Source organism: Aurantimonas sp., assembly GCF_964217435.1.
Lineage (GTDB): Bacteria > Pseudomonadota > Alphaproteobacteria > Rhizobiales > Rhizobiaceae > Aurantimonas > Aurantimonas coralicida.
Genome location: NZ_CAXPJM010000054.1, coordinates 101039 through 123337, shown reverse-complemented (window position 1 = coordinate 123337; position 22299 = coordinate 101039). Strand labels below are relative to the sequence as shown.

At 68.6% G+C, this 22299-nt stretch carries 20 protein-coding genes; 12 read left to right on the top strand and 8 right to left on the bottom strand.

Annotation, left to right across the window (positions count from 1 at the left end; all coding sequences use genetic code 11):
• Positions 1-12: 12 nt before the first annotated feature.
• Positions 13-2088: a 3-hydroxyacyl-CoA dehydrogenase NAD-binding domain-containing protein gene (locus ACEQX1_RS18775; protein ID WP_370197353.1), complete on the bottom strand. Its 2076-nt coding sequence runs from the start codon at positions 2086-2088 to the stop codon at positions 13-15.
• Between the two features lie 273 nt (positions 2089-2361).
• Here ACEQX1_RS18775 and pimC point away from each other — a divergent pair, with 273 nt between their 5' ends.
• From pimC to ACEQX1_RS18755, 4 genes are all read left to right on the top strand, one after another.
• Positions 2362-3567 (top strand): pimeloyl-CoA dehydrogenase large subunit, encoded by a 1206-nt coding sequence (gene pimC / locus ACEQX1_RS18770; RefSeq protein ID WP_370195911.1) that lies wholly within the window; start codon positions 2362-2364, stop codon positions 3565-3567.
• Between the two features lie 95 nt (positions 3568-3662).
• The gene (locus tag ACEQX1_RS18765) at positions 3663-4811 is read left to right on the top strand and encodes an acyl-CoA dehydrogenase family protein (protein ID WP_370197351.1); all 1149 of its coding nucleotides are present in this window, start codon (positions 3663-3665) and stop codon (positions 4809-4811) included.
• Positions 4812-5317: 506 nt separating this feature from the next.
• Positions 5318-7084, top strand: coding sequence for a gamma-glutamyltransferase (gene ggt / locus ACEQX1_RS18760; RefSeq protein WP_370197349.1), 1767 nt, complete (start codon positions 5318-5320; stop codon positions 7082-7084).
• Positions 7085-7215: 131 nt separating this feature from the next.
• The gene (locus tag ACEQX1_RS18755) at positions 7216-9000 is read left to right on the top strand and encodes an adenylate/guanylate cyclase domain-containing protein (RefSeq protein ID WP_370197347.1); all 1785 of its coding nucleotides are present in this window, start codon (positions 7216-7218) and stop codon (positions 8998-9000) included.
• Between the two features lie 120 nt (positions 9001-9120).
• On the opposite strand, the gene ACEQX1_RS18750 is transcribed toward ACEQX1_RS18755, so the two are convergent.
• The 3 genes from ACEQX1_RS18750 to ACEQX1_RS18740 all read right to left on the bottom strand — a co-directional run bounded on the left by ACEQX1_RS18750 (position 9121) and on the right by ACEQX1_RS18740 (position 11639).
• Positions 9121-9795, bottom strand: coding sequence for a type 1 glutamine amidotransferase domain-containing protein (locus tag ACEQX1_RS18750; RefSeq protein ID WP_370196078.1), 675 nt, complete (start codon positions 9793-9795; stop codon positions 9121-9123).
• A gap of 27 nt (positions 9796-9822) precedes the next feature.
• Positions 9823-10854 (bottom strand): NADP-dependent oxidoreductase, encoded by a 1032-nt coding sequence (locus ACEQX1_RS18745; RefSeq protein ID WP_370197345.1) that lies wholly within the window; start codon positions 10852-10854, stop codon positions 9823-9825.
• A 287-nt stretch (positions 10855-11141) separates the two neighbouring features.
• Positions 11142-11639: a lactoylglutathione lyase family protein gene (locus ACEQX1_RS18740; protein WP_024349697.1), complete on the bottom strand. Its 498-nt coding sequence runs from the start codon at positions 11637-11639 to the stop codon at positions 11142-11144.
• 104 nt (positions 11640-11743) lie between these two features.
• Between ACEQX1_RS18740 and ACEQX1_RS18735 the strand changes: the two genes are divergently transcribed.
• The gene (locus ACEQX1_RS18735) at positions 11744-12097 is read left to right on the top strand and encodes a LysR family transcriptional regulator (protein WP_370196074.1); all 354 of its coding nucleotides are present in this window, start codon (positions 11744-11746) and stop codon (positions 12095-12097) included.
• Positions 12046-12636 (top strand): substrate-binding domain-containing protein, encoded by a 591-nt coding sequence (locus tag ACEQX1_RS18730; protein WP_370196072.1) that lies wholly within the window; start codon positions 12046-12048, stop codon positions 12634-12636. Before ACEQX1_RS18735 ends, ACEQX1_RS18730 begins: the two co-directional genes overlap by 52 nt.
• Positions 12637-12787: 151 nt before the next feature.
• Here the strand turns inward: ACEQX1_RS18730 and pncB are convergent, their stop codons facing one another.
• Complete coding sequence (gene pncB, locus ACEQX1_RS18725; protein ID WP_024349695.1) at positions 12788-14092, bottom strand: nicotinate phosphoribosyltransferase; 1305 nt, start codon at positions 14090-14092, stop codon at positions 12788-12790.
• Between the two features lie 257 nt (positions 14093-14349).
• Here pncB and ACEQX1_RS18720 point away from each other — a divergent pair, with 257 nt between their 5' ends.
• The 3 genes from ACEQX1_RS18720 (at position 14350) to ACEQX1_RS18710 (ending at position 16659) form a co-directional block, all read left to right on the top strand.
• Positions 14350-15027: a glutathione S-transferase family protein gene (locus ACEQX1_RS18720; protein ID WP_370197343.1), complete on the top strand. Its 678-nt coding sequence runs from the start codon at positions 14350-14352 to the stop codon at positions 15025-15027.
• Between the two features lie 124 nt (positions 15028-15151).
• On the top strand, positions 15152-15877 hold the full coding sequence (locus ACEQX1_RS18715) for a class I SAM-dependent methyltransferase (RefSeq protein WP_370196070.1): 726 nt from the start codon (positions 15152-15154) through the stop codon (positions 15875-15877).
• 341 nt (positions 15878-16218) lie between these two features.
• Complete coding sequence (locus ACEQX1_RS18710) at positions 16219-16659, top strand: MarR family winged helix-turn-helix transcriptional regulator (RefSeq protein ID WP_370196068.1); 441 nt, start codon at positions 16219-16221, stop codon at positions 16657-16659.
• Positions 16660-16669: 10 nt separating this feature from the next.
• Here the strand turns inward: ACEQX1_RS18710 and ACEQX1_RS18705 are convergent, their stop codons facing one another.
• The 3 genes from ACEQX1_RS18705 to ACEQX1_RS18695 form a co-directional block, all read right to left on the bottom strand.
• The gene (locus tag ACEQX1_RS18705; protein WP_370196066.1) at positions 16670-17416 is read right to left on the bottom strand and encodes an endonuclease/exonuclease/phosphatase family protein; all 747 of its coding nucleotides are present in this window, start codon (positions 17414-17416) and stop codon (positions 16670-16672) included.
• A complete protein-coding gene (locus tag ACEQX1_RS18700; RefSeq protein WP_370196065.1) occupies positions 17397-18713 on the bottom strand; it encodes an NAD(P)H-dependent oxidoreductase in 1317 nt (438 codons plus the stop codon). The genes ACEQX1_RS18705 and ACEQX1_RS18700 overlap by 20 nt, the downstream gene beginning before the upstream one ends.
• Positions 18714-18827: 114 nt before the next feature.
• On the bottom strand, positions 18828-19382 hold the full coding sequence (locus ACEQX1_RS18695; protein ID WP_370197341.1) for a sugar transferase: 555 nt from the start codon (positions 19380-19382) through the stop codon (positions 18828-18830).
• A gap of 118 nt (positions 19383-19500) precedes the next feature.
• Here ACEQX1_RS18695 and ACEQX1_RS18690 point away from each other — a divergent pair, with 118 nt between their 5' ends.
• The 3 genes from ACEQX1_RS18690 to hemA all read left to right on the top strand — a co-directional run bounded on the left by ACEQX1_RS18690 (position 19501) and on the right by hemA (position 22242).
• Positions 19501-20427, top strand: a complete 927-nt coding sequence (locus ACEQX1_RS18690) for an NAD-dependent epimerase/dehydratase family protein (RefSeq protein WP_370196062.1) — start codon at positions 19501-19503, stop codon at positions 20425-20427.
• 86 nt (positions 20428-20513) lie between these two features.
• A complete protein-coding gene (locus ACEQX1_RS18685) occupies positions 20514-20690 on the top strand; it encodes a hypothetical protein (RefSeq protein WP_370196060.1) in 177 nt (58 codons plus the stop codon).
• Positions 20691-20964: 274 nt separating this feature from the next.
• The gene (hemA, locus tag ACEQX1_RS18680; RefSeq protein ID WP_024349687.1) at positions 20965-22242 is read left to right on the top strand and encodes a 5-aminolevulinate synthase; all 1278 of its coding nucleotides are present in this window, start codon (positions 20965-20967) and stop codon (positions 22240-22242) included.
• The last annotated feature ends 57 nt before the right edge of the window (positions 22243-22299 follow it).

The window sequence follows — 22299 nt, the reverse complement described above, 5'->3', positions numbered from 1 at the left end:
TCCGCCGCGTTCTCAGGCGGCGCCGGTGAAGGAGCCGCCCTCGCGCACGATCCGCTCCAGCATCGGCGCCGGGGTGAAATCCGCGCCGAAGCGGGCCTCGAATTCGCGCATCTTGTCGAGGATCACCTCGGGCCCGATCGTGTCGGCGGTGAACATCGGCCCGCCGCGATAGACCGGCCAGCCATAGCCGTTGATCCAGACCACATCGATGTCCGAGGCGCGCTGGGCGATCCCCTCCTCGAGGATCTTCGCGCCCTCGTTGATCATCGGATAGACCAGCCGTTCCAGGATCTCGTCATCGCCGATGGCGCGGCGCTCGAAGCCCTCCTCGCGCGACTTTGTGAGGATGATCTCCTCGACCATGGCCGAGGGCGAGCCCTTGCGGTTCTCGTCATAGTCATAGAACCCCGCCGAGGTCTTCTGACCACGGCGATCGGCCTCGCAGAGCCGTTCGCGGATGGTTTCGCCCTTCGACGTCTCGCGGTTCCAGCCGAGATCGAGCCCGGCGAGATCGGCCATCTGGAACGGCCCCATCGGCAGGCCGAAATCGGTCAGCACCCGGTCGACGTCCCAGGGCATCGCGCCTTCCAGGATCAGCTTGTTGGCCTCGCGCTGGCGGGCCGACAGCATGCGGTTGCCGACGAAGCCGTGGCAGACCCCGACGAGCACCGCGGTCTTGCCGATGTCGCGGCCGATCTTCATCGCCGTGGCGATGACGTCTCTGGCGGTCTCGCGGCCGCGCACGACCTCCAGCAGCTTCATGATGTTGGCGGGCGAGAAGAAGTGCATGCCGAGCACGTCCGCCGGCCGCCTTGTCACCGACGCGATCGCGTCGATGTCGAGATAGGAGGTGTTGGAGGCGAGGATCGCACCGTCCCTGGCGATCGCGTCGAGGCGCGTGAAGATCTCCTTCTTGACCGCCATTTCCTCGAAGGCCGCCTCGATGATCAGGTCGCAATCGGCGAGATCGTCGAATTCCAGCGACGGCGTCAGGAGGGCATTGGCCTTCTCGGCGTCCTCCGCACGGATGCGGCCACGCCGGACCGAGGCGGCGTAGTTCTTGGCGATGGTGCCGGTGCCGCGGTCGAGCGCCGCCTGGGCCTGCTCGACGATGGTGACGGGGATGCCCGCCGACAGGAAGTTCATGGCGATGCCGCCGCCCATGGTGCCGGCGCCGATGATGCCGACGCGGCCGATTTTGCGCGTCGGCGTGTCGGCGGGAATGTCGGCGATCTTGGCAACAGCCCGGGTGGCGCCGAAGACGTAGCGCTGGGCCTTGGACTGGGTGCCGCCCAGAAGTTCGACGAAGATCTCGCGCTCGCGGGCCAGCCCTTCGTCGAAGGGCAGACGCGCGGCATTGGCAACGGCCTCCATCGCCTCCTCGAAGCTCTCGAAGCCGCGCATCTTGCGGCCATGGCGCTCGCGCGCGCCAGCCAGCGCGGCGTCCACATCCTCGCCGTCGAGTCGCTGCGCTTCGTCCCGGATCCGGCGCAACGGCCGGCCTTCGGCGACGATCGCATTGGCGAAGCGCAGCGCCTCGGCGCGCAGGTCGCCGGCCGCCAGCTCGTCGACGATGCCGAGGGTCACCGCGCTCGCCGCGCCGACCGGCGTTCCGGTGAGGATCATGTCGAGGGCGCGGGGCAGGCCGACCAGCCGCGGCAGCCGCTGGGTGCCGCCGGCGCCGGGGATGATGCCCAGCTTGATCTCGGGCAGCCCGACCTTGGCCGAGGGCGAGGCGATCCGGTAATGGCAGGCGAGCGCGAGCTCCAGCCCGCCGCCGAGCGCCGTGCCGTGCAGCGCCGCGATCACCGGCTTGTCGAGGGCCTCGATCTGGTCCTGCAAATCCTGCAGCGTGGGCGCTGCGATCGGCTTGCCGAACTCCTTGATGTCGGCCCCGGCGATGAAGGTGCGGCCAGCACAGATCAGGACGATGGCCTTGACCGCCGGGTCCGCGGCAGCGGCCTCGAGCCCCGCGGCGACGCCTTCGCGCAGGATGTGCGACAGCGCGTTGACCGGCGGGTTGTCGAGCGTCAGCACTGCGATCTCTCCCTCGACGTCCAGCGTCGTGGCGGGATTGATTGTCGTCATGAAACTGTCCTGGAATAGCTGGCGGGCCGGGCCCTGCGGAGAAGGCAGCCGGGGTTGCGGGGGGCGGCAAACTGCCCGGACGGGAGCGCCGCGTCGTCGTTGACAGAGGCTAGGGCGATTTCTACCTTGCGGCAATTGCAAAACCGAATTCCACGATGCGGAATCCGGGACGCGGATCGCAGGGCCGGTTCTGCTTCACGAGGGGCCGGAGACGAGGCCCGCGGCGGGTCCACCTGCCTCCGCATCGCCCTTCACCGACAAGGATGGACACAGATGGACCTTCGCTTCACCGACGAAGAGGTCGCGTTCCGCAACGAGGTCCGCAGCTTCATCCGCGAGAACGTGCCGGCCGACGTGACGGCGGCGCTGCGCGACGGTCGCCACGTGTCGAAGGACGGGATGGTGCGCTGGACCCGCATCCTCAACGCCAAGGGCTGGTCGGTGCCCCACTGGCCGGTCGAACATGGCGGCACCGGCTGGTCGCCGATCCAGCAATACATCTTCCAGGACGAGATGCAGCAGGCGCCGGCGCCGCAGATGCTGCCCTTCGGCCACAACATGGTCGCCCCGGTGATCTACACCTTCGGCAACGACGCCCAGAAGGCGAAGTACCTGCCGCGCATCGCCAATCTCGACGACTGGTGGTGCCAGGGCTTTTCCGAGCCCGGCGCCGGCTCCGACCTCGCCAGCCTGACGACCCGCGCGGTGCGCGACGGCGACCATTACGTCGTCAACGGCCAGAAGACCTGGACGACCCTCGGCCAGCATGCCGACTGGATCTTCTGCCTGGTGCGCACCGATCCAGACGCGCCGAAGAAGCAGATGGGCATCTCCTTCCTGCTCATCGACATGACGACGCCCGGCGTCACCGTCCGGCCGATCCAGACCATCGACGGCGGCCACGAGGTCAACGAGGTGTTCTTCGACGACGTGCGCGTACCGGTCGAGAACCTCGTCGGCGAAGAGAACAAGGGCTGGGACTACGCCAAATTCTTGCTCGGCCACGAGCGCGTCGGCATCGCCCGGGTCGGCGGCTCCAAGGAGCGGATCCGCCGCCTGAAGGAGATCGCCCGGCTGGAGTTTGCCGGCCAGACCCCGGTCTGGGAGAACCGCCGCTTCCGCGAGAAGGTGGCCGCCGTCGAGGTCGAGCTGAAGGCGCTGGAGATGACCCAGCTGCGCGTCGTTTCGGCAGAGGCCAAGCGCGGCCATGACGGCAAGCCCGACCCCGCCTCCTCGATCCTGAAGATCAAGGGCTCGGAGCTGCAGCAGGCGACGACCGAGCTCCTGATGGAGGCGATCGGCCCCTATGCCCTGCCCTACGAGGCGGAGCGCGAGGACGGCCGCAACGAGCCGCCGGTCGGGCCGGACTACGCCGCCTCGCTGGCGCCCGCCTATTTCAACTACCGCAAGGTGTCGATCTACGGCGGCTCCAACGAGATCCAGAAGAGCATCATCGCCAAGGCGATCCTCGGCCTCTGATCGCGCCCGCCGCGTCGGTCCTTCGCCCTTCCCTCATTCGCCGGCTCAGGCGCGCAATCGCGCCGCCGGCCCCGCCAGCAGCAGGACGCCTTGCAATGGATTTCGACCTTTCCGACGAACAGACCATGATCCGCGATTCGGTCGAGCGGCTGATCCTGGACCGCTACGGCTTCGAGCAGCGCGGGCGCTACCGCGCCGAGGAGCCCGGCTTCAGCCCGGCCATGTGGTCGGCCTTCGCCGAGCTCGGCCTGACGGCGGTACCCTTCGCCGAGGACGATGGCGGCTTCGGCGGTGGCCCCGTCGAGACGATGATCGTCATGGAGGCCTTCGGCCGCGGCCTCGTGGTCGAGCCCTATCTCGCCTCGGTGGTCATGGCCGGCGGTGCGATCCGCCATGCCGGATCGGACGCGCAGCGCGCCGCATGGGTGCCGGGCCTTGCCGACGGCTCGACCCGCCTCGCCTTTGCCTTTGCCGAGCGGAGCATGCGCTACGATCCGGCCGCAGCGGCCATGGCGGCGACGCCGTCCGGGGACGGCTACACGCTGACCGGCGAGAAGTCGCTGGTGCTGCATGGCGACAGCGCCGACGGCTTCGTCGTCCTCGCGCGCACCGGCGGGTCCGCCGGCGACCGCTCGGGCCTCGGCCTGTTCCTGGTGCCGGCCGATGCGCCGGGCCTGTCGCGCCGGGGCTACCCGACGCAGGACGGCATGCGGGCCGCCGAGCTGACCTTCGACGGCGTCTCGGTGCCCGCCGACAACGTGCTTGGCGATCCGGCCGGCGCGTTGCCGGTGGTCGAGCGGGTGATCGACGAGACCATCGCCGCGCTCTGTGCCGAGGCCGTCGGGTCGATGCAGCGCATGCACGAGTTGACCATCGCCTATCTGAAGGAGCGCAAGCAGTTCGGCGTGCCAATCGGCGGCTTCCAGGTGCTGCAGCATCGCGGCGCCGAGATGTACATGGCGCTGGAGCAGGCCCGCTCGATGATGCTCTACGCCACGATGAACGCCTCCGAGCCCGACGCCGCCACCCGGCGCGAGGCGATCTCCGCCGCCAAGGTGCAGATCGGCCGCTCGGCCAAGTTCATCCGCGAAAGCGCCGTGCAGCTTCACGGCGGCGTCGGCGTCACCATGGAATACGAGGTCGGCCACCACATGAAGCGCCTCGCCATGATCGACCTCGCCTTCGGCGACGCCGACCACCATCTGGAGCGGCTGGGCGAAAACGGCGGCCTCGCCGCGCTGTAGCGGGCTCAGCCGTCTCGGCGCACGAGGGGCGCTCATATTTCTCTCGCGACCGCGCTGAGCTGCAATGCTGAGGCATGGGTCCTCGGGTCAAGCCCTAGGATGACGACCTTGTTTGGTGGGCGCGGATGATCGCGTACGTGGCTGTCCGGTTCCTGGCGGAGATGTTGGGGATGATACGGCACTGACGACGATGCTCGACGAAGGTGATGGCGGAGTGATCTCGGCACTCCGCCGGCAGCCTGTGACAGACTGCAGCCTCGCCTTGCGGGCTCGCGTTCCGTCATCCGCAACGTTGACGGCAAGTTGCCCTCACCCCAACGCGCGTCATCCTCGGGCTTGACCCGAGGACCCATGCCAGATCGCCGCCACCGCTGCCGACGTAGGGATACCGCCGCCGCTCCGACCCCATCCTCGCGCCGCCCCCACCGAACCGACGCCCCGCCAAATCCACCTTCCACCCCGCCCCGTCGCGCGCTAGCTTTTGGGATCATCGGGAGGATCGCGCCATGCGTCGTTTACCGCTTGCCGGGCTGTGGCTCGGCATCTGTCTTGCCATCACCGGATCGGCCGTCGCCCAGGAGCAGGCCACCGATCGCGTCCAGCCGGAGACCGCGAGCGAGGCATCCGAGAAGGCGCTGGTGCGGGCCGAGCGGCAGATGGTGGCGGCGGCCAATCCGCTGGCGGCAAAAGCCGGGCTCGCCATCCTGCGCGACGGCGGCAACGCCATCGACGCCATGGTGACGACGCAGCTCGTGCTTGGCTTGGTCGAGCCGCAATCCTCGGGGATCGGCGGCGGCGCCTTCCTGGTCTATTTCGACGCCGAGGCCGGCCGGCTGACCACCTTCGATGGCCGCGAGACCGCGCCGGCGGCGGCGACGCCGAAGCTCTTCCTCGATGCGGCCGGCGAGCCGCTCGCCTTCTACGACGCCGTCGTCGGCGGCCGCTCGGTCGGCACGCCCGGCACGGTGCGGCTGCTGTTCGACACCCATGAGCGCTACGGCAACCTCGCCTGGGCTGCCGTCGTGCAGCCGGCGATCGACGTTGCCCGCAAGGGCTTTCCCGTCTCGCCCCGGCTTCACGAACTGATCGCCGAGGATGCCGAGCGGCTGTCGCGCTATCCCGGCACGAAAGGCTATTTCTTCGGCGCCGATGGCGCCGCGTTGCCGGTCGGAACCATCCTGACGAATGCCGCCTATGCCGACACGCTGGCGGCAATCGCCGCGAACGGCGCCGACGGCTTCTACGCCGGCCCGGTGGCGCAGGGCATCGTCGATACGGTGCGAAACGCCGAGGGCAATCCCGGCGTGCTCGCGCTGTCCGACCTCGCCAGTTACGCCATCGTCGAGCGCGAGCCGGTCTGCGTCGTCTATCGCAGTGCCGATGTCTGCGGCATGGGGCCGCCCTCCTCCGGCGCCCTGACCATCGGCCAGATCCTCGGCGTGCTCTCTCCGCACGACATGGCCGCCCTTGGCCCCGACAGCGCCGAAGCCTGGCGGCTGATCGGCGACGCCTCTCGCCTCGCCTTCGCTGATCGCGGTCGCTACATGGCCGACAGCGACTTCGTGCCGATGCCGCAGCGGGGCCTGCTCGACCCCGATTATCTGGCCGGGCGGGCCGCGCTCCTGTCGGGCAATAACGCGCTGGCCGACGATGCGGTCGCCCCCGGCATGCCGCCCTGGGACCACGCCATGCTTCTGGGCGACGACACGGCCCTCGAGCTGCCGTCCACCAGCCATTTCGCCATCGTCGATCCGGACGGCAACGTCGTCTCCATGACGACGACCATCGAGAACGGCTTCGGCTCGCGGCTGATGACCGGCGGCTTCCTGCTGAACAACGAGCTGACCGACTTTTCCTTCGCCACCCATGACGCGGAGGGGCATGTCATCGCCAATGCAGTGGCGCCGGGCAAGCGGCCGCGCTCGTCCATGGCGCCGACCATCGTCATGCGCGACGGCACACCGGTGATCGCCATCGGCTCGCCCGGCGGCAGCCGCATCATCGGCTATGTGGCGCAGGCGCTGATCGCCATGCTCGACTGGGAGATGGACGTGCAGCAGGCGATCGCCATGCCGCATCTGGTCAATCGCTTCGGCACCTTCGACGTCGAGGCCGGCACCAGCGCCACGGCGCTGGCCGCCCCGCTGCGCGATCTCGGCTTCGAGGTGAACGAGACCGATCTCGATTCCGGCCTGCACGGCATCGTCATCACGGCGGAGGGGCTGGAAGGCGGGGCCGATCCGCGCCGCGAGGGGGTGGCGGTCGGCGACTGAGGTTTCGCGGGCCGGGCGGCACCCGCGTGCCCGGTTCCGCTGGCCGTCAGCCGGGCTGAGTTTTCCATTGGCCGGCCTTCCGCAAGTCTGGTAAAACCCAGCCGTTCGCTCCAATAGGAAACGCGTCGACCATGACGCCCCTGCGCCGGCTTGCAGCCATCCTGTCACTGGATGTCGAAGGCTTTTCCGGTCTGGTCGAGGCTGACGAAACTGCAGCCCTCGCCGCGGTCGAACGCGCCTACAAGCGGTTCGTGCGCCCCACCGTCGGTGAGTTCGGCGGCGACATCTTCAAGACCAGCGGCGACGGCGTGCTCATCGAATTCGGCAGCGCCGTGAACGCCGTCCAGTGGGCGGCGCGCTTCCAGCGAGCGCTGCTTGCCGACCGCCAGGAGCACAGGCCGGCGCTGCCGGTGCGGATCGGCATCGTCATCGGCGACGTCGTCGTCACCGAGCACGACCGCTTCGGCGAAGGCGTGGTACTGGCAACCCGCGTGCAGCAGATCTCGCCGGCCGGTGGCATGGCCATCAGCCGCGGCGTGTTCGAGTATCTGCAGGGCAAGACCGATCTCTATTTCACCGGCATCGGCCCTTGCGAACTGAAGGGCTATGCCCGGCACGAGCCGATCTGGGTGTGGACGCCCAAGGTGATCAGCGCCAGCCGGGCGCGCCGCATCGCGGTCCCCGATCCGCACACCCAGCCGTCGGTGGCGGTCATGCCCTTCGACAATCTCAGCGGCGATCCGGGACGCGACAATTTCATCGACGGCATGGTGGAGGAGGTCACCGCCAGCCTCGCCCGGGTCCGCGAGTTCCTGGTCATCGCCCGCCAGTCGGCCGCCACCTACCGGGGCAAGTCGCTCGGAGCGAAGGAGATCGCCGCCGAACTCGGCGTGCGCTACATCCTGCAGGGCAGCGTGCGCTTTTCCGACCGGCGCATGCGCGTGTCGCTGAATCTGGTGGATGGCGAGACCGCGCTGCAGATCTGGAGCGAACGGATCGACGCGGAGATCGACGATCTCTTCCATGTCCAGGACTACATCGCCGAGACCGTCTCCGGCGCGCTGCATCCGACGATCCGCCGCGCCGAGATCGAACGCGCCCGCCGCCGACCGCCGGACAATCTCGTCGCCTACGACCTCGTCATGCGGGCGTTGCCGCATCTGTGGGCGCATCGCCACGACGAGAACGACCTCGCCATCGGGCTGATCGACGAGGCCCTGGCGCTGGAGCCGGACAACGGGCGCGCGGCGGCGATCGGCGCCTGGGCGCATGCCCAGCACATCGCCTATAACTGGGCGAACGATATCGGCGAGCAGCGAACCCGCGGACGGGCGCTTCTGGACCGCACGCCGGGCCGCATCGACGACGACCCGCTGGCCCTGACCGCAGTGGCCACCGCCACCATGCTGATCGAGGCGGATCTGGAGCGGGCGAACGCGCTGTTGGACCGGGCGCTGGATCTCGACGTCAATCACGCCTGGGCCTGGACGCGGCGGGGCTTCGCCCGCGTCTATGCCGGCCAGCCGGACGACGCCTTCGCCTGTTTCGAGCGGTCGCTGCGGCTGTCGCCGCTCGACCCGTTCGCCTTCAACTCGTTCATCGGCATCGGCCTGGCGCATTTCGCCTCCGACCGGCCCGAGGAGGCTGCCCGCTGGACGCGGCGGGCGCTGGCGGAAAAGCCGGGCATGACCTGGCCGCATCGCGATCTGGCGGCCTTTCTCGGCGCCTGCGGCCAGGAGGCGGACGCGCGCCTGGCGCTGGACCGCTTCACCGCCAGCCGTGCCGGCACGACCATCGCCACCGTGCGCGATGCGCTGCGCTTCATGAACGGGGCGCTTCTCGATCGCTATTGCGCCGGGCTTGCGGCCGCGGGACTGGACGAACGCGAGGATATCGGGCTGCGCGCCGCCACGTGACCACGGCCCTTCCGGTCGGCGGGCGACGCAACAGCTGCAGACAGCAAAAGGCGGAGGCAACCGGGGCTGCCTCCGCCTTGCTTCAACGTCTCGGAGCGCTGCAGCGCGCTCCCTTCAGGCTCAGAGGAAGGTCAGCAGCTTGCGCGCGGCTTCTTCCGAGGAGGCCGGGTTCTGGCCGGTGACCAGCTTGCCGTCGGTGACAACGAAGGACGCCCAGTCGTCGCCCTTCTGGTACTCGCCGCCATTGGCGGTCAGCATGTCCTGAACGAGGAACGGCACGACGTCGGTCAGGCCGACGCCCTCTTCCTCGGTGTTGGTGAAGCCGGTCACGGTGCGGCCCGCGACCAGCGGCTTGCCGTCGGCGGTCTCGGTGTGACGGAAGACGGCCGGGGCATGGCAGACCGCGCCCACCGGACGATCGCTTCGCGCGAAGGTCTCGATCAGCCGGCGGCTGTCGGCGTCCTCGGCAAGATCCCAGAGCGGGCCGTGGCCGCCGGGAAAGAAGATCGCGTCGAAGCCGTCGGCATCGACCGAGGAGAGAACCTGGGTGCTCGCCAGATCCTGCTGCGCCGCCTTGTCGAGCTTGAAGCGCTTGGTCGCGTCGGTCTGCGCGTCCTCGGAATCGCTCATCGGATCGAGCGGCGGCTGACCGCCCTTCGGCGAGGCCAGCGCGACGTCGGCGCCGGCGTCCTTGAAGACGTAATAGGGCGCGGCGAATTCCTCGAGCCAGAAGCCGGTCTTCTTGCCGGTGTCGCCGAGCTGGTCATGCGACGTCAGAACCATCAGAATTTTCATGGTTGGTATCCTTCGAATGTGTCGGTTTCAGTCAGCGAGGTGGATGACGCGCTTGCCGAACGCTTCACCCTTCAGGAGGCCAATGAACGCGCCCGGCGCCTGTTCCAGCCCGGAGATCATCTCCTCGCGGTAGCGGATCTTCCCGTCCTTGACCCAGGCGCCCATCTGTTCGGCGAATTGCGGGTAGAGATGACCGAAATCGTCGAAGACGATGAAGCCGCGCATGGTCATGCGCTTGCGCAGGATCTGGCCCATCAGATAGTTCATCCGGTCCGGGCCGTCGGGCAGCGAGGTGGCGTTGTACTGGGAGATCAGGCCGCACACCGGGATGCGGGCCGAGGGGTTGAGCAGCGGCAGCACCGCGTCGAAGACCGCCCCGCCGACATTCTCGAAATAGATGTCGATGCCATCGGGCGCGGCCTGCTTCAGGGCATCGGCGAAGCCGTCGGCCTTGTAGTCGACGCAGGCGTCGAAGCCGAGCGTCTCCACCACATGGGCGCATTTCTCCGCCCCGCCGGCAATGCCGACGACGCGGCAGCCGAGGATCTTGCCGATCTGCCCGACGGTGGCCCCGACCGGGCCGCTGGCACCGGCGACGACCAGGGTCTCGCCCGGCTTCGGGGCGCCGATCTGCGTCAGGCCGGCCCAGGCGGTCAGGCCCGGCATGCCGAGGACGCCAAGCGCCCAGGACGGGTTCTCGGGATTCTTGCCCATGTTGATGACGCCCTTGCCGTCCGACAGGGCGTAATCCTGCCAGCCGCCGAAGGCGACCACCCAGTCACCCTCGGCAAAGCCGTCGACATTCGAGGTCACGACCTGCGCGACGGTGCCACCCACCATGACCTCGCCGATCTCCACCGGCGCGGCATAGGACGGCGCGTCGCTCATGCGGCCGCGCATATAGGGGTCGAGGGAGAGGTATTCGTTGCGCAGGAGCATCTGCCCGGCGCCGGCTTCCGGCCGCTCGACCGTTTCCAGGCGCAGCGTGTCGTCATTCGGCTCGCCCTTGGGGCGTTCGGCCAGCACATAGCGGCGATTGACTTCGGTCGACTGGGTCATGGTGTCCTTCCGGATAATGTGGGTCGGTCGGGGCTCTCGCCCGCAACCGCCGACGACAACGGCCGACGGTGGCGAACCACGGCGTCGGCCGGCATCGGCAATGTCGGTCGGGACGTCTGGCGTCCCGGGATGCGCCTAAGCTGTGGTCGCGATCGTCGAATGCAATCCCGACGCACCGTTCATCGGCAGGCGGACAGGCATGCATTCGGCGCCCCCTGACGACACAGGCCGGCACCGCCGGAGACGATGCCGGCCTGCTCGTGCCGTGCGGACCAGAGTTTCGCCGATCAGGCGTAGGCGCCAGCCGAATAGGTCAGCTCGTAGCTGTGGCTGTAAATCTCGAAGACGATGCCGAAGGGGTCCTCGACATAGACCATGCGGTAGGGCTTCTCGCCGGGGAAATATTCGCGCACCGGCATGCGCTGGCGACCGCCCGCCGCGACGATCTTCGCCAGAAGGCCTTCCAGGTCGGGGTCCTGGATGGCGAAATGGAACATGCCATGCCGGCGGAACGGCAGATTGTCGTCGGGTGCCTCGTTGCCGTCGAACTCGAACAGCTCGAAGCCGATGCGGTCGGCCGTCGCCAGATGGGCGATGCGCAGCGACCGCCAGCCGGGGCCGAAGACGTCGGTGCACATCTGGCCGATGTCGCTGTCGTCCTCGGTCACCGTGGTCGGCGCCATGATCGTGTAGAAGCCCATGACCTCCGTGTAGAATGTCACGGCCGCGTCGAGGTCGGGGACGGACAGGCCGATATGGGAAAAACTGCGGGGTGTCGGGAGCATCGTGCGATCCTTCGCTGGAATTGACTGATCCCGAGATAGGCCTTCGCCGCCCCTGACGTGAAATTATCGTTTGAACGGTTTTCCATAACATTTCACAATGAGCCATGCTGAACGCCCAATGGCTCGAGACCTTCACCACGCTTTGCGAGACCGGCCATTTCACCCGGGCCGCCAGCCGGCTGGCGATGACCCAGCCGGGCGTGTCCCAGCATCTGCGCAAGCTGGAAGAGCAGCTCGGCGAGAGGCTGGTTACCCGTGACGGCAAGAGCTTCAGCTTGACCCCGGCGGGCGAGGCCGTACTGGCCGTGGGGCGGGCGCGGCGGGTCGAGGAACAGGCCTTGCGCACGGCTATTCTGCGCGACGATGCCGATGAGCGGTGGCGATCGCCTGTTCGGGCAGCTTCGCCATGCGGCTCTTCCCGCAGATCCTGCCGCGCATGGCAGCGGCGCCGCAGCTGACGATCCGGCTGGAGGCCGCGCCCCAGGAGCGGGTGCTGGCCGGGGTTGCCGACGGCGCCTTCGATCTCGGCATCGTCGATCATCCGCCGGGCCATGCGCGCCTCGCCGCGGAGCATCTGGGCCGCGAGGAGCTGTGCCTCGTCCTGCCGGCGGCCACGGAGAACCGTCCCGTCAGTTTCGCCGATCTGGACGCGCGTGGCTTCATCGCCCATCCCGACGGCTTCGCCTATGCCGACGAATTGTTCGCGCTGAACTTTCCGGAGGCCTTCAAGGGCGCCGATCGCCTCAACGTGCGGGCGCATGTGAACCAGATCAACCAGATCCCGGCACCGGTTGCGGCAGGCATCGGCTACACGCTTCTGCCGCGCAGCGGTGTCGAGGCCTATCCCGGCCGCGACAGGCTGCGCATCGTGACGCTGCCGCAGCCCCGCCACCACGATCTCTGGCTGATCCAGCGCCGCGGCCGGGTGCTGCCGGCGCGGGTCAATGCGGTCGCCGGCCAGATCCGGGCGACCGCCGCCAGCCTCTCGGGCGGCTGACGCGCAGCCTGGACAGAGGCGTCGCTTGTGTCGATGCAGCGCCGGCGGTCTAATAACCCTGCTTATGATAAGCAATTCATAGCACGGCCGTCGACACGGATTTTCCCGCCGCCATCGGCGACAGGGGTATCGACCGGTCATGCCGGCCTGTTCAGACCGCCAGCGCCCGCTCGGCATAGGCGGCTTCGCCGAAGACCCGGTGGTAGCGCGCCACGGCCTCGGGATCGCCGCTGGTCTTGGCGGGATTGTCGGAGAGCTTCACCGCCGGCCGGCCATTGGCCGAGGTCACCTTGCAGACCAGCGAGATCGGGTCGAGCCCGGTGCTCGGCTCGGGCGAGGCGCCGCGGAAATCGTTGGTCAGATTGGTGCCCCAGCCGAAGCTCATGCGCACCCGGCCCTCGAAATGCCGGTAGGTCCGTTCGATCGTGTCGGAATCCATGCCGTCGGAGAACACCAGCAGCTTGTCCTTCGGGTCCTGCCCCATGCGCTTCCACCAGGCGATGATCTCCTCACCGCCCTCGATGGGGGGCGCGGAATCCGGTCGGAAACCGGTCCAGGACGCCAGCCATTCCGGCGCATTCTGCAGGAAGGCGGAGGTACCAAAGGTATCGGGCAGGACGATCAGCAGATTGCCGCCATAGTAGCTCTGCCACTCGCGCAGCACCTCGTAGGGCGCCTGGCGCAGTTCGGCGTCGCTGCCGGCGAGCGCCCCCATCACCATGGGCAGTTCGTGGGCGTTGGTGCCGATGGCCTCCAGATCCGTCTCCATGGCGAGGAGCACGTTGGAGGAGCCGAGGAAGCGGTCGCCGAGCCCTTCCTTCAGGGCCTCCACGCACCAGCGCTGCCACAGGAAGGAGTGCCGCCGGCGCGTGCCGAAATCGGAAATGCGCAGATTCGGCAGGGCCTGCAGTCGCTCGACCTTGCCCCACATCTTGGCCTTGGCGCGGGCATAGAGCACGTCGAGCTCGAAGCGGCCGAGATCCTTCATCGCGGCGCGCGAGCGCAGCTCGTTGATGATCGCCAGCGCCGGGATCTCCCACATCATGGTGTGGGTCCAGGGACCGTGGAAATCCAGCTCGAACTGGCCGTCGACCCGGCGCAGCTCGTATTCGGGCAGGCGGAAATCCTCCAGCCATTCGAGGAAGTCCGGCCGGAAGATCTGCCGCGTCCCGTAGAAGGTGTTGCCGGCGAGCCAGATCATCTCCCGCTTGGTGAAGGAGAGCGTGCGCACATAGTCGAGATTCTCGCGCAGTTCCTGCTCGTCGACGATCTCGGCGAGGCGCACATGCTTCGAGCGGTTGTTCAGCGAAAACGTCGCCTGCACGTCCGGGTGCTGGCCCCGGATCATCTGCAGCATCAGGAGCTTGTAGAAATCCGTATCGAGCAGGCTGCGCACGATCGGGTCGAGCTTGAACGTGTGGCTCCAGACCCGGGTTGCGATATCCGTGGCCACCATGCCGGCCTCCTCAAAGTTCCCGGATGCCGCCGCCCATGCCTGCGGCACCCCCTCCGTGCGGGTCCATCGGCAAGCCGTTACATGACTTGCCCATCGGGATAAAGCGTGCGGATGAAGCGCGTGCCGACCGGCCGATCGCCAGCAGCCGGCCGGCATCGCGTCGGCAGCCAACGATGAACGCAGCGTCGTCCTTGCCTTCGCCCCCCTCTGTCACAGCATATGCGGTCGACAATCTGCCAATGGGGGACCTCGCACAGATGCTGAAATTCTACTTCCACCCGACGCCGAACCCGATGAAGGTCGCGCTCTTCCTCAAGGAAGCCGGCCTCGATTTCGAGCTTGCGCCGGTCGACACGCTGAAGGGCGAACAGCACGAGGCCGCGTTCCGGAAGATCAATCCCAACGGCAAGCTGCCGGCGATCGAGGACGACGGCAAGCGCATCTTCGATTCCAACGCCATCCTGCTCTATCTCGCCGACAAGCACGGCAAGTTCGCCGGCAAGGCCGAGGACCGCGGCGAGCTCCTGTCCTGGCTGATGTTCATCGCCACCGGTGTCGGCCCCTATTCCGGCCAGTCGGTGCATTTCCGCACGGTCGGCAAGGACAAGTCCGACTATGCCGCCAACCGCTATCTGCGCGAGGCCCAGCGGCACTACCAGGTGCTGGACGACCACCTGGCGGGCCGCGAATTCTTCGTCGGCGACGACTACACCATCGTCGACATGGCGGCCTGGGGCTGGATCGACCGGGCGAAGATGGTGCTGGGCGAAGGCGAACTCGCCAACTATCCGAACCTGTCGCGCTGGTTCGCGGCCATCGATGCCCGGCCGGCCGTGGCCGAGGCCCGCAAGGTCGGCAGCGATGTCGGCTTCAAGTCCGAGCGCGACGAAGCCGCCCTGCGGGCGCTGTTCCCGCAGAACTACCCGGCCGGCTGATCCGGTCCGCCGGAGCGCCCCGGCGCTCCGGCCCTTGCTCGCTGGCCCTTGTTCGCCGGCGGTTGGCCGCTATCGTCGCGCCGGGCAGGAATCGTCCTGTCCCCGCATGCTGCAGGAACCGGCCATGAGCGATCCGAAGACCATCCAGAGCGCCCTGAACACCGCCTTTGCGGCCGGCGACACCGCCGCCGTCATCGGCGAGGTGCTGGCCGGGGAATCCGCCGGCTCCGTGCTCGACATCGGCTGTGGACGCGGCGCGCTCGCCCGCAGCCTCGTGAAGCGCGGCTTCGCCGTGACCGGGATCGATCCCAGCGAGGCGGCCATCGCTGCGGCCCGCGACAGCGTCCCGGAGGCCCGTTTCGAAGTGGCGGCCGCCGAAGCCCTCCCCTTCGACGATTCCGGCTTCGATGCCGCCGTGATCCTCAACGCCCTGCACCACGTACCGGTCGCCGCCATGGCGACGGCGCTTGCGGAGGCGGCGCGCGTCACGAAGCCGGCCGGCACGGTGCTGATCGTCGAGCCCCTGGCCGAAGGTCCGTATTTCGAGGCGATGCGCCCGGTCGAGGACGAGAGCGAGATTCGCGAGGCGGCCGGCGTCGCTGTGGCGGATGCGGTGCGCAACGGCAGCTTCGTCCTGCGCGGCAACGTCGTCTATCAGCGCAGCGAACGCTTCCGCGACGTCGCCCAGTTCATCGAGCGGCTGGAAGCCGTTGATCCGCTGCGCGCGGCTGCCGTTGCGGACAATCGCAGCGCGGTGGAAGCCCGCTTCGAGGCCGAAGCAGAGACCGAGGACGGCATGCGCGTCCTGGCCCAGCCGCTCCGCGTCTACTGGCTGCGCACGCCCGACTGATGCCGCCGCCCCCTATGCGCACCGGCCGCCCAAGGCCGTCCTCAATCTCGCCGGATTGAGCAGGCACATCTGCGGGCAGTCGGGCCGCAGCCGTCATCGATGCGAGCGGCCCATGAGGCCATTCCATGCACGACAGGACGCACGGCACGTGTCCGACACCAAGTCCCGCCACGATCTGACGCATGAGATACTTACAATTCTAAATACTGCCTGCACGGCTCCTTAGGACTGCAAGCAGGCATGATTGGATAAACTTCGTCGATCCTCATATATGCACGCCCAGCAAGGTTCGATGCAGGCAGGCATGCGGACGGGGCTCTCAGGAAGACAGCGGAATTTCGATGATACCCACGACGGATCTGGCCAGCCAGCTGGAGCAGATTGCGAGGCGCCTGCACTCGCAGGGATACGCGTCCAAGCTGTTCCCGGCGCAATGGGCGGCCCTGCGCTACATCCATTCCGCGCCCGTGCCGCTGCGCACGGCCATCGATCTCGCCCGGTTCCAGGGTCTCGCCTCGGGCGCCGTGGCCCGCACCGTGCGCACGCTGATCACCAAGGGCTACGTCACCAAGCTGGGCAGCGTCGGACGCGGCCGCGCCGAGGAACTCGGCCTGACCGACCGCGGTCGCGCGCTGCTGAAGAAAGACCCGCTGCAGCGCATCTGCGAGGCCCTCGAGCCGCTCGACGAAGACAGCCGCAAGTGCCTTGCCGAAGGTCTCGACATCGTCATCCGCTCGACCCGCCCGGATCAGGCGGGGGACAAGACCGAGCCGTCCGGCTAGCCCCGCGCCTTCAGACCCTCTCCGGCCAGGCGAGATCCGCCGTGACCGCCAGATGATCGGACGCGGGCCGCGAGGCATGGCCCGGTCCATGCGTGACCAGCGAGAACCCTTCCGAGGCGTAGATCCGGTCCAGCCGGAGCATCGGCCAGCGCGCCGGAAACGAGCGCGGCGCGGTGTGCACCGGCAGCCGCGGCGCCAGCGCGCCATGCAGCGCGCCCCCTAGCCTCAGATCGTTGCCGTCCCCCATCGCCAGCGTCGGCACGTCCCGCGCGTCGACGCGCTCGGCGAGGAACTGCGCCTGCGCCCGCCGCTGGCGCCGCAGCAGACCGAGATGGAATGCCAGCACTCGCAGGTGCCCCGAGGGCGCGGCGATCACGGCCTCGATGGCGGCGCGCGGCTCGACCCCGGGTTCCGGCAGGGCATGGATGGTCGCGCTGACGATCGGCCAGCGCGACCACAGCAGATGGCCGTAGTCGCGATCCTCGCGCGGAACGGTGCGCGCCTCGACGATCTGCGATCCCGCCGTCTTCAGAAGCTCCTGCCCCAGGGTCTCGAAGGCGCGCTGCCGGCGGCCGAGATGCGAACGGCCGTCGACCTCCTGCAGTGCCAGAATATCCGGGCCGAGCCGCGCGATGGTCGCAAGGGTGCGCTCCGGGTCGCAGCGCCGATCGGCGCCGATCGAGCCGTGGCAGTTCCAGGTGACCGCCCGGATGACGCCGCGTTCGGAGGTTTCCGGTTCAGGCTGCGAAGCGGCCATCGGCGGCATCGAGTTCGGCCCGCATCCGGGTCACGAGCAGGCTCTCGTCGGGGGCGCAATTGTCGTGGGTCAGAAGCTCGCCCGCCCTGATCGGCTGCACCACCTTCGCCTTTTCGACGAGCCCGATCGGCAGCGCCCGGCGCGTGCGCCCGTCCTCCCAGGTCATGGCGTAGCCGCGATAGTCGGCCTCGCCGATCCGGCCGAGCGTCTCGCCGGGCGTCAGGTCGCGCTTGGCCAGCGCGCCGCACTCGCCGACGGGCCGGTCGATCGGCACCATGTCGGGCCGCCGGTGGATGACCGCACGCACCGCCGAGAGCGGGGTCTCCAGGCTGGTCAGGTGGAACGGCCGGATCAGGCCGAAACAGGGGCCGGGACCGACCTTCAGATCGGCCATGCGCTCGATGGCGCGGGGATGGCGCGGCTTGACCACGCAGAAGACGCCGGGGGCCACGCCCTTGCCGATCGTGTAGTCGACGCAACCCGACCGCGACAGGATCCCGCCATCCTCGGTGGTGCAGAGCACCTGCCCCAGGTTCTCGCTGGTCGCTTCGGGTCCGTGCATGCCCGCAACGTCCGGCGTCAGGCCGGTGCAATTGGCGATGGCGGTCATCTCGACCATGGTCTTGGAGCCGTCGATGAACTCGACCAGCATGCGGGCATTCATGTTCCGCGCGCGGGCCTCCTCCTCGTATTCCTCGGGAATGGCGGAATGGCGCAGCGGGTTGTTCTTGCCCTTGCCCGCCGCGACGATCTCCATGCCGAGGCTCTGGGCGAAGGCGATGAGCTCCAGCGTCGAGGCCGGCTCGTCGCCGGCCGAACCCGTATAGACGCGGCCGGCTTCCTTCGCCTTGCGGGCCAGGAGGCGGCCGACGGTGATGTCCGCCTCGACATTCAGCATGACGATGTGCTTGCCGTTGCGGATCGCCTCCAGCGCGAGGAAGGTGCCGACCTCCGGGCTGCCCGTCGCATCGACGACGACGTCGATGCGTCCGGCGGCACAGAGCGCGCCGAGATCGTCGGTGACGGCGATGCGGCCCGCCTCGATGGTCCGGTCGATGTCGGATGCGTTCGCGGCGAAGCTGCCATGGTCGGCGGAATGGCCCGCCATGGCGATCGCTTCGGTCGGACGGCGCGGGCTGTTGGCGGCAATCGCCCCGATCCGCACGCCGGTCATCAGCGCCACCTGCACGACGATGTCCGTGCCCATCTGGCCGGCACCGGCGAGACCGATGGTCACCGGACCATGCCGGTCGGTATAGGCGGCGAGTTCGGCGGCGAAGCCGACGCGTTCGATCATGGAGCTGGCATCCTCGGATTGCTGGTGACGCGCATGCGGCGGGACGGATTGGAGCCCTCCCCGCTCCGCGCCGGACACCTAGCGGATTTCAGCGTGGTTGTAAGCCGCCCGGCCTCAGCCGCGCACCCGGTCGCCGCGACCGCCGCCGGCCACCGTCTGCAGGATCAGCGTCAGATCGCCGAGGAAGCTGCGGTTGTTCACATAGTGCGCGTCGATCTCGGCGAGGCGCACCGGGTCGGACATGTCGACACCCTGCACCTGCGCTTCCCCGGTGATGCCGGGGCGCACCGAAAGGACGCCGCGCCGGCCACGCTCCTCGATCAGCAGGGTCTGCGACGGCAGGCAGGGCCGCGGACCGACAAAGCTCATCTCGCCCTTCAGGACGTTCCAGAGCTGCGGCAACTCGTCGAGCTTCAGGGCGCGCAGCCTGCGGCCCAATCCGGTGACCGCCGAGGCCGGTGTCTCGTGCGAGGCGGCCGACACGGTAGTCCGGTGCATGGTGCGCAGCTTGTAGCAGGTGAAGACCGCGCCATCGCGGCCGACCCGCGGCTGGGCATAGATGCCGGGGCCGTCGCTGTCCCGCTTCACCAGGATCGCGAGAAGGCCGATCAGCCAGCCCAGACAGACAAGGCCGACGAGGCTGGCGGTGAAATCGAAGAGGCGCTTCATGGCCCTTCCGCTACAGCATCGCCCGCGATTGGCAAATCGGTTTTCGCCGCGCCGGCGTTGCGCATGGGCCGCGGCTTCGCCAGAACCGGTTCGAACGGTTCCACGGAGTGTCCTCGTCTTGCGCATCCTTCTGACAGGCAGCAGCGGTTTCGTCGGGCGCCGGCTCAAGACCGCGCTCGCGGCGGACGGCCACGACACCGTCCTCCTGCGCCGCGGCGGGCCGGGCGGCGATGGCGTCTTCGCCGCACCGACGCAGCTTGCCGACATCGAGACGGCGGCGGACTGGCCCCGGGGCATCGACGCCGTCGCGCATCTCGCCGCCGCCAATCCCGAGCGCGGCACGGCCGACGCCGCCGATGCCGCGGCCCTTGCGGCGGTCAATCGCGACGGCACCGCCGCGCTGGCGCGCCGCGCAGCGCGCGAGGGCGTCCGGTGGATGGTCTTCGTCAGCACGGCAAATGTCCACGCCGCCTCCCCCGACCCGGTCGACGAGGCATCGCCGATCGCGCCCCAGAGCGCCTATGCGCGCTCCAAGCACGAGGGCGAGCGTGCCTTCTGGCAGGCCCTGTCCGGCAGTGCGACGACGGGCTGCGTTTTGCGACCGGTGCCGGTGTTCGGCCCCGGCGGGCGGGGTGGCATCGCAGCGCTGGCGAAACTGGCCCGCATGCCGGCGCCGCTTCCGCTGGGCGGCTTTGCGGCGCCCCGTAGCCTCGTTGCCGTCGACGATCTCGTGCAGGCGATCGTGCTGGCGCTCACCGCGGAACAGGCCGCCGGCGAGACCTTTCTCGTCGCCGGCGATCCGCCGCTGTCGACCGCCGCGATCGTGACGGCCCTCCGCCACGGGCTCGGCCGCCCCCCTCGCCTGATCCGGGTGCCGCCCGCCTTGCTGCGAAAGCTCGCCGGACTGGCCGGGCGCGAGGCGATGGTGGCGACCCTCGACACACCCTTCGTCGTGAATGCCGGGCATCTGCGACACACGCTCGGCTGGGCGCCGGCCCGGTCGACGCCGGACGCGCTTGCCGCCATGACGACTGACGCGCGCTGAGGCCCCGACGGAACCGTCACGCCGCGGATCGATTGACCAAGCCAGCCTGCCGATCGCCGCAACGATCGCGAACAAGGTGCAGACAGATGAGCCAGGACGACACCGGAAGCACGCCGCCCAAACTCAGCCGGCAGGAACGGCTGGAGGCGCAATTGCGGGAGAATTTGCGCAAGCGCAAGGAACAGGCCCGCGCCCGCCGGCAGAGTGCGCAGGCATCGCAGATGGACGACAACCCTGACCCGGCAGGAGCGGGCGACGACTGACCGGAGCCCCAGCCGATCCGGTCACCACACAAGCGCGACGGCACGGCCGGCAGGCGCGGCTTTATCGCCCCGCCCTGCGACATTTCCGCTGGGCCGCAAAACCGCCGGGCATCGCGCCGCTGCGATCCCCATCTGCGCAGCGGCGGCGAAGTCCCTGTTCGCGCTTCGCTTCCCGGCAAAACGACAATTGAACGCATGGTGCCCGAATGCCCGGCCGAAGATGGACTTTGACTGGAACGGCTCTTAGAAAGGTTCTGACAAGGAGTATGGGATGATCGATTATCAGGGCCAGTTCGAGTCTGCGATCGAGGCTTTGCATGCCGAGAAACGCTACCGGGTCTTTGCCGATCTCGAGCGCATTGCCGGCCGGTTTCCGAAGGCCATCTGGCGCCATGACGGCGAAGCCACCGAGATCACCGTGTGGTGCTCCAATGACTATCTCGGCATGGGCCAGCATGCGGATGTCATCTCGGCGATGACCTCGACCGTCTCAGCCATGGGCTCGGGCGCCGGCGGTACCCGCAACATTTCCGGCACCAACCACCCGCTGGTGGAACTGGAGAAGGAACTGGCGGATCTGCACGGCAAGGAAGCCGCGTTGGTCTTCACCTCCGGCTTCGTCTCCAACGAGGCGTCGATCTCGACCATCGCCAAGCTGCTGCCCGACTGCCTGATCCTGTCCGACGAGCTGAACCACGCCTCGATGATCGAGGGCGTGCGCAAGTCCGGCGTCAAGAAGCAGGTGTTCCGACACAACGACCTCGCCCATCTGGAAGAGCTTCTGAAGGCGGCCGAGCCGAACCGGCCGAAGCTGATCGTCTTCGAGAGCGTCTATTCCATGGATGGGGATATCGCGCCGATCGCCGAGATCGCCGATCTGGCCGAGCGCTACAATGCCATGACCTATATCGACGAGGTCCATGCGGTCGGCATGTACGGCGCGCGCGGCGGCGGCATCTGCGAGCGCGACGACGTCGCGCACCGGATCGACGTGATCGAGGGCACGCTGGCCAAGGCCTTCGGCGTCCTCGGCGGCTACATCACCGGCACCCGGGCGCTGATCGACGCGGTCCGCTCCTATGCGCCGGGCTTCATCTTCACCACCGCCCTGCCGCCGGCGCTCGCCGCCGCGGCCGTCGCCTCCATCCGCCACCTGAAGACCAGCCAGGCCGAGCGCGATGCGCAGCAGCGCCAGGCCGCCCAGGCGAAGCTGGTGTTCGGCGAGGCCGATTTGCCGGTGATGCCGTCCGAGACCCATATCGTGCCGGTGCTCGTCGGCGATCCGGACCTGTGCAAGAAGGCCAGCGACCACCTTCTCCACGCCCACGGCATCTACATCCAGCCGATCAACTACCCGACCGTGCCCCGCGGCACCGAGCGTCTGCGCATCACGCCGACGCCGCTGCACGACGACGCGCTGATCGACACGCTGAAGGACGCCCTGGTCGAGACCTGGAACGCCATCGGCATTCCCTTCGCCAGCCAGCAGCCGGCCCAGGCCGAGCGGTCCACCAAGGTGACCCCGCTGGTCGTGTCGCAGGCCGGCGGCTGACACGTCCCACACCGGCCGCGCACGACGCGGCCGGGTGACGACCCGCGTCGAAAGGAG